At 51.6% G+C, this 22,007-nt stretch carries 2 protein-coding genes; both read left to right on the top strand.

Annotation, left to right across the window (positions count from 1 at the left end; genetic code table 11):
* Positions 1-2: 2 nt before the first annotated feature.
* Positions 3-9,902 carry a non-ribosomal peptide synthetase gene (locus NH568_RS14080; protein ID WP_253048282.1) on the top strand — a complete coding sequence of 3,300 codons (9,900 nt, stop codon included), beginning with the start codon at positions 3-5 and terminating at the stop codon, positions 9,900-9,902.
* Positions 9,902-21,943 (top strand): non-ribosomal peptide synthetase, encoded by a 12,042-nt coding sequence (locus NH568_RS14075; protein ID WP_253048281.1) that lies wholly within the window; start codon positions 9,902-9,904, stop codon positions 21,941-21,943. Before NH568_RS14080 ends, NH568_RS14075 begins: the two co-directional genes overlap by 1 nt.
* Positions 21,944-22,007: the final 64 nt, after the last annotated feature.

Raw genomic sequence — 22,007 nt, 5'->3', positions numbered from 1 at the left:
GTATGGAAAATTCAGCGATTGAAGCACTATTGGCCGAGTTGGATGGTCAGGGTATTTATGTTTATCTGCAAGAAGGCCGCCTGAAACTGCGTACCCACCTGGCGACCGTGCCAGAGGCGCAGCTTAATAAGATCAAAGAAAATAAGTCGGCACTGATTGACTACATGCAGGCGAATCATCAAAAGCAGGGCGCTCTGTCATTTTCTCAGCAAGGGATTTGGCTGATTGACCAGTACCATGGTGGGGAAGTGGCCTACACCATGGCTGGATTACTTAAGCTGTCGCACCCGATAACAAAAGCGCAGCTTGAAGCGGCGATAAACACCTTGCTTGTGCGCCACGACATTCTGCGTAGTCAGTTTTTTGCTACAGAGCAGGGAGGGTGTCAACGCGTAAATGCTGAGTTGTCTCTTAAGGTTATGTCGCTGAGCGTGGCTGAGCCTGTGACCCGAGCAAAAATTGAAGCGCATGTGCAACCTTACCTGCAGCAAGGATTTGACTTACAAAAAGCGCTCCCCGTGAGAGCGGCACTGATCAGTGGCGATGAACAAACCCGGGGTCAGTGGGTATACCTGATGTTGCACCACCTTGTAGTTGATGGCTGGTCGGTGCAATTATTGGTCAATGAACTGCTTGATGTATTACAGAACACAGCGACGGAACAGGCGGCACCGGCACCACTACAATATCTCGATTATGTGCATTGGGAAAAACGCTTTGTCCAGTCTGAAGCTTACCAGCAACAGCATGCATATTGGCAAAAGCAGCTGGAAGGGTTCACGCCTTTTGCTCTGCCAACCAGTTTTGCCAGACAAGCTCAGCCTTCATTTCAGGGGGCCAGTCATCAGTTTATATTGAACGACGAGCAATTCCCGCGTTTTGAAAGTTGCTGTCAGCAACTGGGGATCACTGTGTTTGCCGGGCTGCTGAGTGTGTTTTACGCGTTGCTCTATCGCTATAGCCAGCAACAGGACATTACGGTGGGTGTGCCCGTGCTGGGTCGGGAGCACAGTGAATTTGAATCCATGATCGGCTGTTTTATTCACACTCTGCCACTGCGTCAGCAGATAACCGCTGAGATGTCATTCAGTGAGCTTGCCCGCAACACCCTGACACAAGTGACCCGGGCGCTGGAAAACCAAAGTGTGTCTCAGGATGCGCTGGCTAAGCTTGCCGACACCTCACAGCTTTTTAGTGTGTTGTTTAATTATAACGCTGTACCCACAACGCCATTACGTTCAGGTTCACTGGAAGCAGAACTGTTCACGCTGAATAATCACAGTGCAAAAGTTGATCTGACGCTTACCCTGACTACTCGGGGTAAGGCAATGGTCGCTGAGCTTGAATACAATGTGGCCTTATTTTCCGGTGAACTTATCGCGCAAATTGGCGAAGACTTTCAGGCATTATTCCGGGCGTTTAGTGGTGACCAGAGCATGCCACTGTCAGACGCTCAGTTACCCTCTGTGAAACTGGCTCAGCAGCTTCTGACGACAGAGCCGCCGCGCCGAGCTGCGCCTTTGGTGTTACCTCAAATTCTGGCTCATGCCCAATCGAGACCTGCTCACGCCGCGTTGGTTTCGGCAAGTGACCCTGCTCAGTCCCTGAGTTACGCTGAGCTGGATGAGCACAGTGCCAGTCTGGCCAGTGCGCTCGATGACACAATACAGAGCGATGATATTGTGGCTGTACTGGTTAATCGACAGGTTAAGAGCCTGGTGGCTTTGCTGGGCGTGATGCGTGCCGGGGCGGCCTATCTACCCATTGACCAGGAAACGCCGGTTCAGCGGGTGATCGAAATTATGCAGCTGGCAGGGAGTCACACTCTGGTGGTGGTCGATGCACAGGCAGTACAGGCAGATACAAAAGCCACACTGGATGAATGTGGACTCCTTGTACGGAGCTACGATGAGCTGGTACAGCACAATAACAACGTGGGTATAGTAGATAAAACCAGTCCGTGTGACCTGGCTTATGTGATCTTTACCTCAGGCTCGACGGGCAAACCAAAAGGGGTGGCGATAAGCCATGGTGCACTGGCCAGTTACTGTGATTCTATCTCTCAGTGTATTGAATTTTCATCGCATACCCGATCTGGTGTTGTCACCGGACTTGCCACCGATCTCTGTCTGACCGGCATTTATCCGGTTCTGATGCAAGGGGGCACCGTGGTGATGCCAACAGAGCTGGCGCTGCCAGATCCTCAACAGCTGGTTGAGATGCTCAGTAAGCAGCAGGTCAATATGTTAAAGATCACGCCGTCTTTTGCCCGTGAATTGTTGCCGCAGATAGCCGCTCTGAAAGAGAACCAGCCAGCTATCGAAAAGTGGGTGCTCGGTGGGGAGGCGCTGGATGTCTCTCTCGTCAGTGATTTACGAGAACACTATCCGTCAGCACATATCGTCAATCATTACGGTCCCAGTGAAACCTGTATTGGGGTGACTACACACGCCATCTCCGATCAGGTACCAAGTAATATTGAGCACTATCCCATTGGTAAACCGCTGACACACGTCAACTTACAGGTACTGGATAAACGGGCGCATCCTGTGCCGGTCGGTATGCCGGGTGAGCTCTATATTGGCGGCACCTCGCTGGCCGATGGTTATTTGCGAGCGCCACAGTTGACAGAGCAATATTTCGTACGCTGCCAGAGCGAATATACAGGAGCTGAGCGCTTCTATCGCTCAGGTGATCGTGTTCGTCTGACACATCAGGGCACGCTGGAATATCTCGGCAGGCTGGATAGTCAGCTCAAGATCCGAGGTTATCGCATCGATATCAGTGAAATTGAAGCGAAACTGACCGGTCTGACAAGCATTAAAGCAGCCGCTGTTGTCGCCATTAAGCAAAGCGGTATTGATACCCTGGTTGCCTATTTTGTCGCAGCGGATCAAGAGACACCAGTCACCGCGACCGCTTTACGAGATACCTTATCAAAGAGCCTGCCTCAGGCCATGATACCCAGTCATTTCGTGGCGCTGGCACAATTGCCTGTGCTGGGTAACGCAAAGGTAGACCGAAAACAGTTAGCTGCCCGGCCCCTGAATTATGAGCGTAGCTACACGCCGCTGAGTACGGCATTACAGCAACAGCTGGCGACTTTGTTCGCTGAGTTGACGGGTGTGTCTCAGGTTGCAGCTGACGATGACTTTTTCTCTATTGGTGGTCATTCCTTACTGGCCATGCGTCTTGCCAACTGTATCCGTGCCCGGTTCGAGCGGGTACTGTCATTGCAGGCAATTTTTGCTAACCCGACGGTTGAGAAACTGGAACGATGTCTGTTAGCTCAGGATATTCTGGTCGGTCATACATTGGCGTCGATTGATCAGTCAGGTGAGCATCCTTTGTCTTTTGCACAGCAACGGATCTGGTTTGTTGATCAAATGCAGGGTCATAGTAAGCAGTATAATTTGCAAGGCGCGTTTACCATTAAAGGCGAGTTAGATATTGAAGCCTTATCGCAGGCATTCGAACAGGTGGTGCAGCAACATACAATCCTGCGCTTTAATTATGGTCAGAACGCACAGAATGAACCGTTCCAGTATCTGAATTCCGGCCTTAACTTTGCGTTAAAACAACAGGACTTAAGCCATGTTGATGACGAGGTGCAGGCTGATACGCTACGCTCCTTACTGGCTGAGGATTATCACACAACATTCGACCTGAGTCAGGACCTGCTGCTGCGCGCTCAGCTGCTAAAGCTTGATGAGCAGCTTTTTGTATTGATAGTGACCATGCATCACATTGTGTCTGATGGTTGGTCAATCGGCGTGTTGTGTCGGGCATTAGAGGCGGCATATCAAGCTGCGGTTGAACACCGCACTCCCGCGTACACCCCGCTAAACCATAGCTACATAGACTATGTGCACTGGCAACGCCATTTAGTCTCCCAGCCACAATGGCAAACCAGCGTTGACTACTGGCAAAGTCAGTTGGCCAACTTGCCTCGGGTACATGAATTACCGCTGGATAATGCCAGAGAAAATCGCGTGATCAGTGGCGGGGCGCTCTATTGCTGCGAACTACCGAAGGAACTGAGTGCGACCTTGCGGCAGTTTGTTTCGACCAATGGACAAACTCTGTTTGGCGTACTGGAGTGTGTGTTTGCACTGTGGATGAGCCGTTTGTCCGGGCAGTCTGATTTGGTGCTGGGTACTCCGGTTGCAGGGCGTGAACTTAGTGAACTGGAAGCTGTGATAGGCAACTTCATTAATACACTGGTATTGCGCCATCGTATTGAACCTGAGCTGACCTTTACTGATGTATTGGCTCAGTGCAACGAAACACTGCAAAATGCGTTGAGCCATCAGCATATTCCGTTTGATGCATTGGTCGAAACGTTGAACAGTGAGCGCAGCCTGGGGATCCATCCTTTGGTTCAGGTGGTTTTCCGGGTCAATAATCAGGTTAATGAAGCGCTGAAGCTGGATGGTCTGGATGTCACCGTCAACGACACCGGCGTACGCAGCGCAAAACTGGATCTCGAAGTTTCTGTGATCGACAGTGGCGATACTTTGGTGGTCGAATGGCTTTACGATAGTGCTTTGTGGCAGGAGCGCAGCATTGAGTCTTTCGCGCGTCAGTATACCCATTTGCTCCGGACATGCCTGCAAGAGCCGCAGCGACGCATCAGTGAGATGAGTTTATGCGATGCCAAATTGCTTGAGCAACTGTTGGCTTATATCGAGGCCGACAACGAGCAACACAGCAGCGATATTGGCTGGCATCATCACTTCAGTGCCATTGCAGAAATACAACCCCATAGCGTTGCGCTGCGTTGTAACGGTGAAGCATTCAGTTACCTCGAAGTGGAACAGCGTGCCAACCAACTTGCTCATTGTTTGCTGGAAATGGGCTTTGATGAGCAAAGCCGGATTGCACTGCTGTTGCCTTCGGGCCCAGCCATGGTCATTGCGGTGCTGGCTATCCTCAAAGCGCGCCATGTGTATGTGCCTTTGCATTATGACACGCCAGAAAAATCTCTGTCTTACATTGTTGAAGATGCAGACATTGTGATGATTCTGGCATTCAGCGAAGATACCGAAAAGCTGATAGACAGCGGCACGGATTTTCTTTTTCTGGATGACTTATTTGACGTGGAATCCAGTTTTGCCGGTTATCCGGTTTCAGTCCCGGGCAATGATGAGCTTGGTGAGTCAGAAACCTCAGATGCAGAACGCTTGTGCTACATCATTTATACGTCGGGCTCTACCGGACGACCAAAGGGCGTCATGATCACCCATGGCAACCTGAACGGGTATTTATCACATGCGATGGATACTTACCTGGATGCGGATGTAACACTGCCGCTGGCGGTAGTGAGCACGCCTTTGGCTTTTGATGCCACGATTACCGCGCTTGTTCCCCCGCTGTTATGTGGCGGGGAGGTCGAGATAGTGACTCAGGGACCTCATCAGTTGGCAGCCATCAGTGAGCTCCTGTTTAATTCTATCAGGCCACGCCTATTCAAGCTCACACCTGCACACTTACGTGCGATCCAGGCCTTGATGGATGAGCTTGGCAGCAACAGTGCGCCGCATACTCTGGTGATTGGCGGCGAAGCGCTGGACAGCGATTTATTACTTGCATTACGCAACAAGTTGCCAGCCTGTACCTGGGTAAATGAGTATGGTCCGACCGAGGCTACTGTAGGCTGTAGCGTGTTTTCGCTCACCCCCGACCTGAACCCGCAAACTACCCTATGTTATGCGGATGTGCCGATTGGCCTGCCTAATGAGGGGGTGGCAATGCTGGTTGTTGACCAGTTTGATCAGCCTGTGCCCGACAATGTACCCGGAGAGTTACTGATAGGCGGCCCGGTTATCAGCCCGGGTTACGTCAACCTTGAAACTCAGAATCAGGCTAAGTTTGTCACTCTCAACGTGGCGGACAAAAAGCCGATGCGCTTTTATCGAAGCGGTGACCTGGTACGATGGCAAAGTGATGAACAGGGAAGGCTTGCATATCTCAGATACTGTGGCCGTACCGACGAGCAGATTAAGCTGCGTGGCTATCGAATAGACCTGAATGCGATTTGCCATTATCTGAGAGAGCTGGATGGTGTGCGTGATTGTGCGGTGACCGTCGATGAATCCCAGGCGTTGTTACAGGCGCATGTACTTTACCTCAATGGCAAAGTGCCATCAGACAGTCATCTGAGAAACCATCTTGCCCAATACCTGCCTCCGTACATGATCCCGGGGCAGTTTAATCGGGTCGAAGCGATTCCCCTGACAGCCAATGGCAAAGTAGACAGTAAAGCGCTGATGGCGTTGGCGCAGCAACGAGAAAGCAGCACCAGCAGGGCGCTGGATTTGACTACGCTGACTCCCATACAATCCTATTTGTATCAGCTTTACAGTGATATTTTACTCACTGAGCATGTGGATCTTGAAGACAGCTTTTTTGACTTGGGCGGGCATTCGCTGCTGGCCATCAAGCTTATTAGCCAGATCCGGCAGCAAAAAAATCTCGATGTCACGCTGCCTCAACTATTCAAAACACCCACCATCGCCTCGCTGGCTCAGGCGTTAGAACACTGCGCACCGATTGCAGCAGTGCATGCGATTGTGCCTGTGTCACGCCAGCAAGCTTTGCCTTTGTCCTTTGCCCAGCAGCGGCTCTGGCTGATAGAGCAATTACATGAGTCGAGCACTCAGTATCATATGCCTGCCGGGTTTAAATTCAGCGGGACGCTCGACAAAGACGCGTTCAGTGAAGCGCTTAACGCCCTGATCTCACGCCATGAAGTGTTACGCACTCAGATTATTCAGGGGGCGCAACACGCAGAGCCCGTTCAGCAAGTAAGCGCCAGGTTTGATTTACCGCTCACTCACCTTGACCTGACTAAACTGGGTGAGCGAGCCCGGCAACAGCGCTGGGAGCAGGCGGCCCATGCCAATGCAACAAACCGGTTTGATTTGAGTAGGGACCTGCTGATCCGAGTGTTACTGGTTGAATTTGCGCAGGACGATTATCGGGTGCATTTTAATATGCACCACATCGCCAGCGATGGCTGGTCTATGGCAATTTTAGTCCGAGAATTCATTGCGTTTTATCGCCATTTTGCGGAAGAAGCGCAGTACCAGCTGCCGGCCGAATTGACTCAGCCTCTGCCTGTTCAGTACGGCGACTTTGCGTACTGGCAACGTAATACCTGGACAAAGCATGCTAATCAGGATGCGGTGCAATATTGGCTGACAGCCCTTGATGGCCATCCCCCATTGCATCAGCTCCCACTGGACTACCCGCGTCCTGCTATGGCGCAGCTAAGTGGTCAGCGTCATACCCAACGTCTGAGTGCAGCATTGACCCGGGCAATTCATGAACACTGTAAGTCTCAGGGCGTGACCTTGTTCATGTGGCTCAATACCGTGTTTTCTTTACTGGTACAGCGCTATAGTCAAACGGATGATGTGGTCATTGGCTCGCCGGTTGCTGGCCGTGAACACAATGAAGTGGCCAATCTTATCGGCTTTTTTGTCAATACCTTAGTAATACGCACACGTACTCAACCAGGGCAAAGTTTCAATCAGCTATTGGCTCAGCAAAAGCAGGTTATTCTGGATGCGTTTAAACATCAGGCACTGCCCTTTGAGCAATTAGTTGAGGCGCTTAAGCCGGAACGAAACCTGGGACACCAACCGATTTTTCAGATTTTGTTTGCGCTACAAAATAATGAAACCACCGATCTGGTGCTGCCCCAGTTGCACATTGAAGTTGAAGCGCCTGCCGAGCCCATGATGAAGTTTGATCTCGAAGTGAACGCCATTGAAAAGGGTGATGGCATTGAACTGGAGTGGAACTATTGCTCGGCTTTATTTAAACCCGCGACAATGGCGGCCCTTGCTGAGTCTTTTGAAATATTGATCAGTGCCATTCTCAAGGCGCCTGAACACAAGGTGCAGTGCCTGCCTGTGATGACGCAGCAAGCTCAACATCAGCTGGTCAATATGCGCGGTCCGGTCACAGCGGTCCCGGCACAATGTATTCACAGCCAGATCAGTGCAAAGGCACACCTAGCGGACAGCCAGCTTGCGGTGCGCGACGCTGACAGCTGTATGCTCAGTTATGCAGCGCTGGAGCAAAAGGCCAGCGCCCTGGCCAGCTATTTGCTGGAGCAGGGGGTGAAGCCGGGCATGCGTATTGCGTTGTGCCTGAATGCCGGGTGCGACCAGGTGGTTGCTATGCTGGCGGCATTTAAGGTTCGCTCTGCATATGTGCCGGTTGATCCGACACTGCCTGCGTCACGTGCTCAGTTTATTATTTGCGACAGTGGCGCGAGCTGGCTGCTCACTCATAGTAAGTTGATGACACAGCTTAAACCGATTATAGATGCAGCTACCCAACCCCCTTTGTCGGTGTTGGAAATAGACCAGCCGAATAGCTGGTTGCCAAAGCAAACGCGTGAACAGTTCCCACGCAGTGAACATTCAGATCTGGCCTATGTGATTTACACTTCAGGCACGACAGGTCAGCCCAAAGGTGTCGCCATCACCCATGCCAATCTGGCGCTTTACCTGGATCATGCTCGCCATGACTACTTCAACGACACGATAAGTTTCAGTGTAGTGAGCACGCCGTTGGCGTTTGATGCCACTGTCACGGCCATCTGGCCAGCCTTGTTGCAAGGAGTGTGCATCGATATGCTGGCAGATGACGAGCGTATGCTCAAAGAGCTGGCAAACCGATTGTGCCAGGAGATTGCCGGGGTGTTTAAGCTGACACCAGCACATCTGCAGGGGGTCGTTTCGGTACTGAAACAGTGCGCGCTTGCAGAAGAGCGGAGTTTTAACGGGGCGCATCAGGTGGTCGTGGGTGGCGAGGCGTTACCGGTTTCGCTTGTGGCTCAGCTTAGCGAACGTTTACCCAATGTTGAGTGGATCAACGAATACGGTCCCACCGAAGCCACTGTGGGTACGAGTACCTTCCGCTGTGACAAGCGGCAAATAGCCGCGCTTAACGCACAGCCCCATAGTCAGGTCCCAATTGGTCAACCAATAGCGAATACACACTTATTGGTACTGGATGAGCAGATGCAGCCTGTCCCTGCCGGTGTAACCGGTGAGCTCTATATCGGCGGCAACAACCTGGCTCAGGGGTATTTAAACAGAACCGAGCTCAGTGATGAGAAATTTGTGTGGCTGCCATTTGGTGCAAAGCAGAGTGAGCAGCGTTTTTATCGCAGTGGTGATCTGGTGCGTTGGTCTATAAATGACGATGGTACCCCTGGGGCGCTGGTGTTTTGCCACCGCGCGGATAGCCAGATAAAACTGAGAGGCTATCGAATAGAGCCAGAAGAAATTGCTCACCAGTTACAGCAACTGCCCGGTATTGAACAGGCTGTGGTGTTGCTCAATGAAGCGGGTGACAACCTCGAAGCCTATTTGCTATCGGATCTGGCTGAACGCACTGAAATGCCAACGCTTGCCGAGCCTGCACTGGCCTCAGAGTGGTCTGCACACCTGAGTCAGTCTTTGCCCGCCTATATGTTGCCGTATCGCTATGTACTGACAGAAACCCTGCCTTTAACTGCGAATGGCAAAGTGGATGTTCGTGCGCTGCATGCCTTAGGTGCGCAATGTGCATCATCAGCCAATAATGTTGTTGCGCCAAGAAATGACATGGAGTTAACGCTGGTCGAGATTCTGGCCTCTGTACTCAATGTGGAAACGCTCGGTATTGAAGACAACTTCTTCAGTCTGGGAGGCCATTCGCTGCTGGCTACACAGTGTATTGGTTTGATTGAGGCACAACTTGGCGTAAGCATGTCGGTCAGAATTCTATTTGAGCGGCCTACCGTTGCGGCACTCGCGCAGTGGATTGAGATCCATCAGGCGATGGCCCAACAGGCACAGGACGATAACGAAAACGATACTTCAGAAGAGATGTTTTTGTAATGACGGAACAGGTGAGAGTAATTGAGCAGTTGATAGCGGATGCATTACGTGCAGGGATCACCTTGTATGAGAAAAACGGTGCTCTGGCATTTAAGCAAAAAGGGGAATTTCCCGCTGTGCTGAAGCAACGGATTGTCGCCCACAAGGCTGAGATCATTGCCTATTTTCAGCAGCAGCGTGGCACCTCGTTGGAGCAGGCTGAATACTCGGCCATTCCAAAAGCAGACCGCTCCGTGCCACTACCCGCAAGCTATGCACAGCAAGGGTTGTGGTTTATTGAACAGTTACAGGGCAGTAGTCAGTACTACATGCCTGCTGAATTTGTCCTTACCGGACAACTGGATATTGCCGCACTCAAAGCCAGTATTGAAGCGTTAATCATCCGTCATGAGTCTTTGCGCAGCCACTTTGTTGCCACTGAAAGTGGTCAGCAAGGTGTGTCTGTCATAGTACAAGAGCAGTTTGAAACGCCATTTCAGTGGTGCGATGCCAGTCAATGGCCGCCACATGATAAAGCGCAGAAAGTTCGTGCGAAACTCAATGAGTTTTTGTCCCTGCCATTTGATTTAAAGCAGGATTTACTGATCCGTGCGGTGGTGATATCTGATCAGCAAACCCATTATCTGGCGTTTAATATGCACCATATTATATCAGATGGTGCGTCCATGCAGGTGCTGGTCAGGGAATTGGCCGCCCTTTACCGTGCAGCTTTAGAAGCAGACTCAGCGCCACAATTGGCCCCGTTAAAGGTGCAGTACGGGGATTTTGCGACCTGGCAGCAAAAGACCCTGACGTCGGCCCACCTTAGCGATAAGCTGGCGTTCTGGCAGCAGGCACTGGCTGACCTGGATCCCATCCAGTCTTTGCCCGGTGACTTTGTGCGCCCCGCTGTACAAACCCAGCGTGGGCGGGTCTATCGTCAGGCGCTGAGTTCTGCTCTGACAGCCCGCATTCAAACCCACAGTGCACAACAATCCGTTACGCCTTTTATGTGGTTACTGAGCAGCTTTATGCTGTTTGTGGGTCGGTTAACTCAAAATGAGCAGGTGGTTGTGGGGACGCCGGTTTTGGGACGTGATCATCCCGATCTGGCGCCTCTGATAGGTTTGTTTGTCAACACTGTGGTGATCCCGGCAAACATAACAGAATCATTGTCCTTTAATGCCTGGTTACAGCAACAAAAAGAGCAGATCCTGGCTGCGTTTGAGCACCGTGAGGTACCCTTTGATAAGGTGGTCGAAGCGCTAAATTGTCCCCGTGATATGAGCCACCATCCTTTGGTGCAGATCTTATTCACACTGGATCAAAGTAATGCGGCACACGCGCTGCAACTACCCGGATTGACTGTGGTGGAACAATCCCGCGCGGATGGCGATGAGATTGACATTAAATGTGACCTGGAACTCAATGCCGTATTGGATGAAAATACCAAAGCACTGACTTTAAACTGGAAGTATGACAGTGACTTATATCTTGCAAAAACGATTCAGCACTGGTCAGAGAGTTTTGAAGTATTGCTGGAGCAGTTAGTTAAAGCCCCGCAAACACAGATTGGCCGTATTCCGTTACTGAACAGGACCCAAACGCAGTCCATACTGGAATACGCCCAATATACACAGACACAGTGGGACAACACTCAGACACTGGTTAGTTTGTTCGAGGAGCAGGTACAACGGTTTGGCCAGCGTATTGCCGTGGTCGATGAATACGAAAGATTAAGCTATCAGGCATTAAATAATCGCGTTAACCGGCTTGCCAGAGTGCTGGTTGCCAGCAAAATAGAACCCCAGACCATGCTGCCCGTCATTGTGACACGCTCAGTCAATATGGTCGTGACCTTACTGGCGATTTTAAAAGCGGGTGCAGCGTACGTGCCCATCGACCCGGATTACCCCAAAGATCGGATTGACTACATTATAGGTGATGTGGACAGTCGCTGGTTGATCTGCGACAGCGTCACTGAGGCTCGTTTTGCCGGGTGTGCTCAGTCGATGATCAACATTGATGATGAGGCTATTTACGCCGGTATTGCCATTGCCGACAATCTCGAGCTGGATATTCAGCCGGACCACCTCGCCTATATGATCTATACCTCAGGCACCACAGGCCGGCCAAAGGGAGTTCAGATAGAGCACCGACATGTTGTCCGGCTATTGCATGTTGAACCGGCATTGTTTGATTTTAACGAGCGGGATGTGTGGACCCTGTTTCACTCCTTTTGCTTCGATTTTTCTGTCTGGGAAATGTACGGCGCCTTGCTGTTTGGCGCGAAGCTGGTGGTGATCAGTAAGGCAATGAGTCAGGACACCCAGGCTTTTGCATCCTGCCTGTTGAGTGAAAAGGTCACTGTGCTGAACCAGACGCCGGGTGCCTTTTACGCGCTTCAGTCTGCGATGTGCGGCTTGGAGGAAACCGAGCAGGCACTATGCCAGGTACGCTACGTTATTTTCGGTGGAGAAGCATTGCAACCGGGCAAACTCAAACCCTGGGCCAAACGGTTTGATGCCTGCCAGCTTATTAATATGTATGGCATTACCGAAACCACAGTTCACGTGACCTTTAAACGACTCACCGATGCGGATCTGGCGCTGGGAGTGAGTAATATTGGTCATGCCATTCCTACCATGTCTTGTTATGTGCTTGATAAGCATCAGCAGTTGTTACCGATGGGCGCCGTGGGTGAGCTGTATGTGGGTGGTGAAGGGGTGTGTCGTGGCTACTGGCAAAGAGAGGAGCTCAATGCCCAGCGCTTTATTGCAGATCCTTTTGCAAACACCAGCGGCAAAAAGCTTTATAAATCGGGTGATCTGGTGCGCTTTTTACCTGACGGTGAGCTAACTTACATCAGTCGTGCCGATGATCAAGTGAAAGTGCGTGGTTATCGCATTGAGCTGGGGGAAATTGAAAACCAGCTACGTAAGCACCCTGATTTGCAGGCGGTGTGCGTATTACTTAATCGCAACGACCCACAGGGAGCCAGGATCAGCGCCTTTGTGGTTGCCCGTAACGGGATTGAGCTCACTGATCCAATTTCACAGGTACAACAATATCTGCGCAGTGCTTTGCCTGAGTTTATGTTGCCAACCAACGTCGTTGTGGTAGAGGCTTTGCCGCTGACCAGTAATGGAAAAATAGATAAAAAAGCGTTGCTGGCATTGGATATTTTGCAGCAAGAAGCGGTTTATCAGGCACCGGATAGTGACGTTGAACGCGCTATTGCTCAGTGTTTTACTGCGTTGCTTGGCGTTGACAAAGTTGGCCTGAATGACCACTTTTTCCGCCTGGGCGGTCACTCATTACTGGCCACCCAATTGGTGAGTCAGCTACGGGAACGCTATGGCTTGTCAGTCGAGCTAAAAGAGGTGTTTCAGAGCCCAAGAGTGGGTGAGCTGGCTAAAGCCGTGTCTGTGGCCGATACCGCAACGAGTTTGTCCGTTGACATATCGCGCACGCAATCCGGGTTGCCAGTGCCGCTGTCGTTCGCTCAGGCGAGACTCTGGACCGTTGAGCAGATGACACCCGGTTCGGCTCAGTATCATATGCCCGGTACATTCACGCTGAGCGGCTCGTTAAACCTGGCGGCGTTCAGACAAGCCTGGCACGCTATCATCCAGCGTCATGAGGTGTTACGCAGCAAAATTATTCAGGACGATACGCTCGGTCCGCAGCAACAGGTTGTGCCAGATTTTGAAGTGCCTCTGACTTTCATTGACGCACGCACTTTGGCACCACATGCACAACAGCAAAGCTGGCTCAGAGCGCAGCGCGACGATGCCATGCAGCCGTTCGATTTGAGTCAGGGGTTAATGATCAGACTGACCCTGATGGCGGTTGCTGATACTCAGTATCGACTACGGGTGAATCTGCATCACATTGCTGCGGATGCCCACTCTCTTGCTATCCTGAGTGAAGAACTGGCGGCTTTTTACCAGCATTTTGCGTGTGGCCAGCCATTACCTGAATTGCTTGCGCACCCATTGCCTATAAACTATGCCGATTATGCGCAGTGGCAGCGCAACACTCTGAACACAAGTGCTTTAGAGGCCCATAGAAGGTTCTGGCTTGCTCATCTGGCAGACGCGCCGCCGCTGCATCAACTGCCACTGGACAGAGCCAGAACCAGAATGTCTGTCGCCCAGGGGGACACACATATAACGCACCTTGATAGCGCGGTGTGTGAGCAAATTCAGGTGCAGTGCCGCCGCCATGACGTCACCTTGTTTACCTTGTTACAGACTGCCTTTGCTGTTTTTGTTGGCAAATACAGCCACACCACGGATGTGGTGATAGGCGCGCCTTTCTCGGGCCGTGAACACAGCCAGTTGCAACCTTTGGTCGGTTTTTTTATCAATACCTTGCCGATACGTACACGGTTTACGCCGCAGCTCACATTTACCGAGCTGCTTGCACAACAAAAAGCCGTTATGGTTGATATTCAGGCACATCAGGCGATGCCGTTTGAGCAGATTTTGGATGCGCTTAACCTGGAGCGCTCCCTCAGTCACCAGGGCGTCTTTCAGCTTAGTTTTGCATTAAACCCGCAGCTGGATACCGACTTACGTCTTGCTGATATAGAAGTGCAGGCTGAGCAAGCGGTCTCAGTAGCTGCCAAGTTCGATATTGAGCTGAGCGCTGCACAGACCGCGGATGGGATCCGCTTGTCCTGGTGTTATAACACAGCTTTGTTTGACGCCGTCAGTATTGAACGTATGAGCCAGTCACTACAGGTGCTACTGAATGCACTTGCCAGCAATACAGATCATTGCATCGCAGACTTGCCTCTGACAAAGCGGCGGTATGACGCAATCAAAGGACAATCTCATCCAGTATCAAAGCCACAGACTGTGGTTGACCGCCTTGCTCAGCTGGGGGCTCAAAACCCAGACAAAATAGCACTTAAAGACCCTCAACAGAGTGAAAGACTGACATACGGTGAACTGAACGAGCGTACCAGCCGTTTAGCCAAATACCTGATTGGACAGGGGCTTAAGCCACAGCAAACCGTTTTAGTTAGCTGTGACGCCGGTTGCGACCTGGTCGTAGCAATGCTGGCGGTGCTTAAAGCCGGTGGTGCGTATGTGCCTGTGTCGGCTCATTATCCCAAGGCGCGCATCGCGCATATTATTGCGGATAGCAACAGTCAGTGGCTACTCACACAGCAGCGCTTTGCCAGTCAGTTTGAACAACACACACAATGTCAAATCATTATGCTGGACAGCCCTGAACTGGATGTGCAATTGGCGTCTTTCGCGACGGCTCCGTTACCCGAGCTCAATGCCGAACAACTCGCCTATGTGATCTATACTTCAGGTACAACAGGGCAACCTAAAGGGGTGATGATCCCTCATCGGGGTTTGACTAACCTGTGTGCCTGGCATCAGCGAGTATTTACACTGGATGCTGATAGCGTGGGCAGCCAGACGGCGAATATTGCCTTTGACGCGGCAACCTGGGAGATCTGGCCTTATCTGAGCGCTGGTGCACAGCTGGTATTTGTTGCCAACGCCGAGCTTACGGATCCGCAGTTACTCTCGGCATTTTTGACCCAAGAGTCGGTAAGTCACTGTTTCCTGGCTACTCCCATCGCAGAAGTGATGCTGGCAGACCCCCGTTTTGCGCCGGCATCACTTAAGTATCTGCTGGTGGGTGGTGACAGGCTCAACCCGGTTAACGGGTCATTTCCTTTCAAGCTGATCAACAATTATGGTCCAACCGAAGCCTCTGTAGTGGCGACATCGGGTCCGGTTGTCTGCGGTACAGAGGCACTTCCGGATATTGGTTTACCAGTGGACAACTGCGATGTTTATATTGTCGATGAGCAGGGTCACAGTGTTGCGGACGGCATGGTCGGTGAGTTGCTGATTGCCGGTCTGGGGTTGGCGCTGGGTTACCTCAATAGACCTGAGTTAAGTAAGGAAAAATTCACTGAACTGGAGCTGGATAGTGGCACGTCAGTGCGTGTTTATCGTAGTGGCGATCTGGTACGGCGACTAAGCAGTGGCCGTATTGCGTATATTGGCCGCAATGATGCCCAGGTTAAGATACGCGGTTATCGCATTGAACTGGCTGAAATTGATCACCAACTGCGTGCACAAGACGGTGTTTCTGAATGTACGGTGCAGATAACCGAAGCGCAGTCTGGTAATAAACAACTGACGGCCTTTGTTGTACCAGAGTTAACGCATACGGGACACAATTTAGCGGCACAACTGCGAGGACTGCTGCGTCCGATTCTGCCTGAGTACATGGTGCCAGCACGCTTTTTGATGTTGGAGGCACTGCCTCTGACCGCTCATGGCAAATTAGACCACCGGGCGCTACAGGTACTGGCACAGCAGGCACAGGAAGTGGCAGCGGAGCACCCGAAAGAGCCGGGCGCTAAAAGTAACACGCACGCACAGCACAACCGTATTTTAATCCTGATGCGGGAGCTGTTAAACCAGCCTGATCTGCAACCCGAGGATGATTTTTTTGCCAGCGGTGGAGACTCTATTTTAGCCATTCAGCTTGCCAGTCGGGCCAGAGCGATAGACATACCTGTCTCTGTGGCTGATATTTTTGCTCATAGCTCTGCGGCAGCACTGGCGGCAAACTTTACAACAACCAATGCGCTCTCTGAATCATCTGCGGCTGATCACGAGCAGCAACATTTTGCAGGCAAGCTGAGACCTCAGCCCATACAGCAGTGGTTCTTTGAACAAGCTTTTGCTGAACCGGAGCGCTGGAATCAGGCTGTAATGCTGAGCATCGACAAATCAGTGTCTTTTACGCATCTGTGCGAAGCTGTTCAGAGCCTTGTCGCATGTCATGATGCACTCAGACTGTCGGTCAGGAACAAAGATGAGCTCTATATTACTGATCAGCTGAGCAGCACAGATATATGCCAGTATCACAACCTGAGTGGAGCCGGCGTGCAGTGGCGCGACGCACTTGCAGAGCTAAGTAACTCCGCGCAGGCAAGTTTTTCTTTTGATGGCTCACCTTTACTGCGACTATGTCATGCCGCGACTCCCGGTTCAGAGCAGACGGATCGACTACTGATAATTGCTCATCATTTATTGGTAGACGGCGTATCCTGGCGTATTTTACTGACGGATCTGGAGCAAGCCTGCACTATGGCACAAGCCGGACAGGCTGTGACATTACCGCCCGCCAGTGCCTCGCTCGATGCGATTGCCTTTTACCTTCAGGAACGCGCTTGTGAGGGTAAGCATCTTGAACGGTGGCAGGGGACTTGTGCGACGGTCAGGTGTCAGCAAGCTTTGGGTGCCAGCTTGTCTGACCGTGCAAGCACAAGTGTGAGCCACACGAAATTTCAGTTGAGTGAAGCGCACACCCGGCAGCTGTTAAATGAGGCAAACCGGGCATACAAAAGTAATATACAGACGTTACTACTCAGTGCCTGGCAGTGGTCCGGTTTAGCTAATTACCAGCAGGCGGAGCAGGTTGTTTTGCTTGAGAGCCATGGCCGGGCAAAACTCAGCGGTGCACACGATGCCAGCCGCACCATTGGTTGGTTAACCGCGCTGTTTCCGCTGCGTTTACACAGTCAAAGCGGGGCTTCTGACAGTGCCCTGACTCAGACAATTTGTGCAGTGAAAGAGCAGCTGGCCTGGGCCACGGAACACGGCTGTGAGTTTGGGGCGCTGCGCTATTCTCACCCCGACCCGCAAGTGAGGACATCACTGACAATCGATACGCGCACTCAGGTCTTTTTTAATTATCTGGGCCAGCTCGATACTGTGCTACAGCAAAGGGGCTTGCTCGGTGATGCCAGCGAACCCCCGGGTGCCATGCGTAACGAACTGGATGATGGGTTTGCTGCTTTGCAAATTACGGCAGCGGTGACGGATGGCCGTTTGTCGGTCACACTGGAATGTGCATCGGGTTACTACACAGAGCAGGATGCACTGCGGTTAAGTGCGCACTTTGAACAGGCCATTGAAACTGTGCTGGCACATTGCCAGGCGCAAACCGAAAGCTGCCCGACCCCCAGCGATTTTGCGCTGTTACCGGATCTTGACTGCCTGCAACTGCAGCAACTGCTCGACAAGGCAGGTCAGCCCGTAGCCGATATCTACCCCATGACGCCGTTGCAACAGGGGATGTGGTTCCATGCTCAAAGTACAGAAATCCCAGTTTATCGCGAGCAGTCAGTGATGTTATTGGAAGGTGCACTGGATACGGAAGCCTTTGATTACGCCTGGGCTCAGCTGATGGCGAAACACTCTATCCTGCGTACAGCATTTTTTGTCACCTCAGAGCAACCAGTGCAGCTAGTTTTTGAGCAGTGCAAGCTTCCCCTGCAAATCGATGAACCTCAGCATTATGACGAAACGGTCACCGTTCGTCTGGCGCAGCTTGCTGAGCAGGAGTTCGCCAGGCCAATCGAGTTAAACCGTGCGCCTTGTATGCTGCTGAGGCTTGTACCATATGGTGAGCATTGCCATGGGTTTATCTGGACTTACCATCACATGATTATGGATGGCTGGTCCTTGCCCGTACTGTTTGATGGTCTGGTTGAGTTGTACCGTGCCAGGATTGAAAACCGGGGATTAGCGCTGGTCGCAGATCCATTTCGTGACTATGTGGCTTATCTTGAGACCCGTGATACACAGGCAGAAAAGGCATTCTGGCATAGCCAACTGGGCCATATTGACACACCAACATTAGTGACAGAACACCTGACGCTGAGCGCAGACAAAGATCCTGGCGTGAGTGAGCTGACCCAGACGCTCAGTACTGAGTTCACTCAGCGATTGAACCAGTTTGCGAAGCATCTGGGACTGACACTCAATCAGGTGATCCAGGGGGCCTGGGCTTACTGGTTGCGCACCTGTTGTCAGAGTGACTACGTGTTATTCGGTCAGACCATTTCAGGTCGCCCGGACGCTTTGCCAAATGTAGCGCAGCGGGTTGGGCTGTATATTAATACGCAACCTGTTCTAATTACTACAGTGGGGCAGATGTCAGTAAAAGATTACCTGCTGCAGATTAAAGCGCACCAGGCTCAGCTGACACGGTTTGCCCATACACCTCTGGCGCAGATCCACCAGTGGAGTGGCATTGATAATAGCAGCGACCTGTTTGATGCACTTTATGTCTTTGAAAATTATCCCAACGATCCACTGGCAGAAGAAAGCGCACCATTCAGGGTAAAGGTCTGCTCGGAGCAGGATCAGACGCATTATCCCATCACATTTGTAGTGGGTGTAACGGATCAGCTGTCGCTGACGCTCAGTTATAGCGAAGCAATACTGACAAACACACAGGCCAGTCAGAGTCTGAACCTGATCACGGATTTGCTGGATGCCTTTATGGCGCAGCCCGATATGACGCTGACTCAATTGCCTCTGGTGCGGCCTGACCAGGCAGCTCAGATCCCCCATTTCGAATTGCCTGGTGCGCAACCGCGGATGGATCAGTATCAGACGTTACAGCAGGCATTTGCGCAGAACAGGGCCAAATATGAGACGAACCCTGCCATTCGTTACATTCAGCAGAGTAATCACACTGAGATTGTGCTGAGCTATGGTGAACTGGATGAAGCCGCCTGTCAGCTGGCGAATTACTTGTCGTCGCACCATTCGCTGGGCGCAGGCCAAGCGGTCATTGCGGTTTGCCTGGACTCTGGCCCGCAACTTATCATTGCCATTCTGGCCGCCCTTAAACTCGGTGCCTCTTATCTGCCGATTGCCCCGGCATTGCCCGAAAAAAGGCGCCACTACATGCTGACTAATGCGCAAGCTGCTGTGCTGATCAGCGCCGAGTCTGCCTGGATAGACGACGCACTAGCTTGTCCGGTCGTTGACCTGACTGCAAGTCATGCTGCTATCTCAGCGCAGTCAAACGAGTTTGTGGAAGCGGATTGTCACGGCGAGTCTGCTTGCTATGTTATCTACACTTCTGGCACCACAGGTGAGCCAAAAGGCGTGCAGGTTGCGCATCGCAGCGTATTGAATTACGTGTCTTGCCTGCAAAGCAATTATGCGATTACGCCTGAGGATAATTATCTGCAATTTGCAAGTTGTAGCTTTGATGTGTTTGCCGAAGAGGTCTTTTGTACTTTACTCAGCGGCGCAACGCTGGTTATGGCAGAGCAGGAGCAGTTGCTTAACAGTCAGGCTCTGGCCGAATTATCCCGGCAAAGTAAGCTGAGTTTAATGAGTCTGCCAACGGCCTACTGGCATCAGCTGGCGATGAGCCCTGTGGACTTAGGTTCGGCTATGCGGATTATCACCGTAGGTGGTGAACAAATGCAAAGTACGGCGTTACGTGCCTGGCAGCGTCACTACGGTTCTGCCATCCGAATTATTAACGCTTATGGCCCGACGGAAACCACCATTTCAGCCACTCTTATGGATGTCACCCGGTACCAGGGAGATTCAATTCCGATAGGTCAGCCTCTGACTGGACTGACAGTGCACATTCTCGATAAGGAACTCAGATCTGTGCCGGACTATGTTGCTGGGGAGCTGTATGTGGGCGGAGCCGCTCTGGCGCTTGGTTATCTGGGTGACAAAACGAAAACAGACAAAGCCTTTGTGTTTAACCCGAATACGCAAGCCCGCTGCTACAAAACCGGCGACAAAGTTCGGCTTGAGGGTGGGGCGTTGCACTTTTTGGGGCGTCTGGATGAGCAGGTAAAAATCAGAGGATATCGTATTGAACTGGGCGAAATTGAACGGGCATTGCTTGAACACCAAGAGGTAAAAGCGTGTGCTGTCGTAGTTAAAAGTGATAAAGCGGCGGGTGATCAGCTGGTTGCTTTTATCGAATCACATGATGCGGATGTCACTTTGCTCAAAGCAACTTTGGCTGAGCAGCTTCCCAAATATATGGTGCCTCAATGGGTGGTGCCTCGTGCCCAGCTACCACACAACAATAATGGCAAACTGGACAGAAAAGCGCTGGTTCGTGAGGCTCAGACGCTGACACTGGACAGGCCTGAGCACTATATTGCCCCGGCAACACCACTTGAACGCCACCTGTGTGACTACCTTGCTGAGTTGCTTCAGTGCCCTCAGGTGGGCTTAAGTGACGACTTTTTTGAGCTGGGAGGTCATTCACTGCTGATGATGCGATTGCATACTGAGCTGTGCGATACGCTTAAGGTGGAAGTACCGATAGCTTTGTTGCTGCAACACCCGTGTGTAGGTGACCTTGCCAAGGCGTTAACTGAGTTTCAGCATGCCCACCAGGACCAGCATCTGTCTCCTCAGAGCCTGCTGTGCCTGCAAACAGGCAGCAATGGCGTCACCCCTGTGGTGTTGATAGCCGGAGCTGGCGGACTGCTGATGGCCTTTCAGGCATTGGTACAGGGGCTTGATAAACGGATCCCGGTGTATGGTTTACAGCCAGATCTGATAGCACATGACCCGGATGCGGTCGGATCGGTTGAAACCACAGCTTTGCATTATGTGTCTGCGCTGACACAAGCCGGTCTTGGTCAGGTCAACCTGATTGGTCATTCATTTGGTAGTTTTATTGCGCTGGCAATGGCCCGGCACCTGGAACACAGCGATGAATTCGTTTCGGACTCGCAGGGAGTGTCTGTTGCTTCCATCACGATTTTAGACACGCCCAGACCTGTGCAAAGCGTAGTACCAGTTACGGAGCAACAGGCAAATCGCCTGATGCTCGACAATATGAACGCATTCTTTGCACTGCAGTTTGATGACGCTCAGCTGGAAGCGCTGTTGGCAATGTCGGCCGAGGCGCAGGGCAAAGCCTTAGCTCAGTCCATGGCTCAGTCGGGGTATCACTTTTCGCCGGCCCAGTTGCAGCGTTTACAAACGGTATTTTGTGCTCAGCTGATGGCTGATGTGTACTTGCCTGAACAGCTTAGCTGTCCGGTCAGGGTGGTCAAAGCCACACAGACTCAAGAGTTTGAAGGGCGAACTTTAACGTCTGATATGGGCTGGCGGGCACTTTATGGCCATGTACGCGCATTTGAAGTTGCAGGGGGACACCTTTCAATTTTGGGCCACAAAGACGTCGGAGCGGTCGTGAAAATAATAGAGAGTGATTATATTTTGTAGTCTATTGTTTATGAATATGTTTTTTAAATGTTTAATTTGATGTTGGTTAAGCTTAAAAAGTAAA

The organism is Pseudoalteromonas sp. XMcav2-N, from assembly GCF_024124545.1.
Taxonomy (GTDB): Bacteria; Pseudomonadota; Gammaproteobacteria; order Enterobacterales; family Alteromonadaceae; genus Pseudoalteromonas.
Note: the sequence above shows the minus strand (reverse complement) of the source record. Positions and strands in the feature narration are given on the sequence as shown.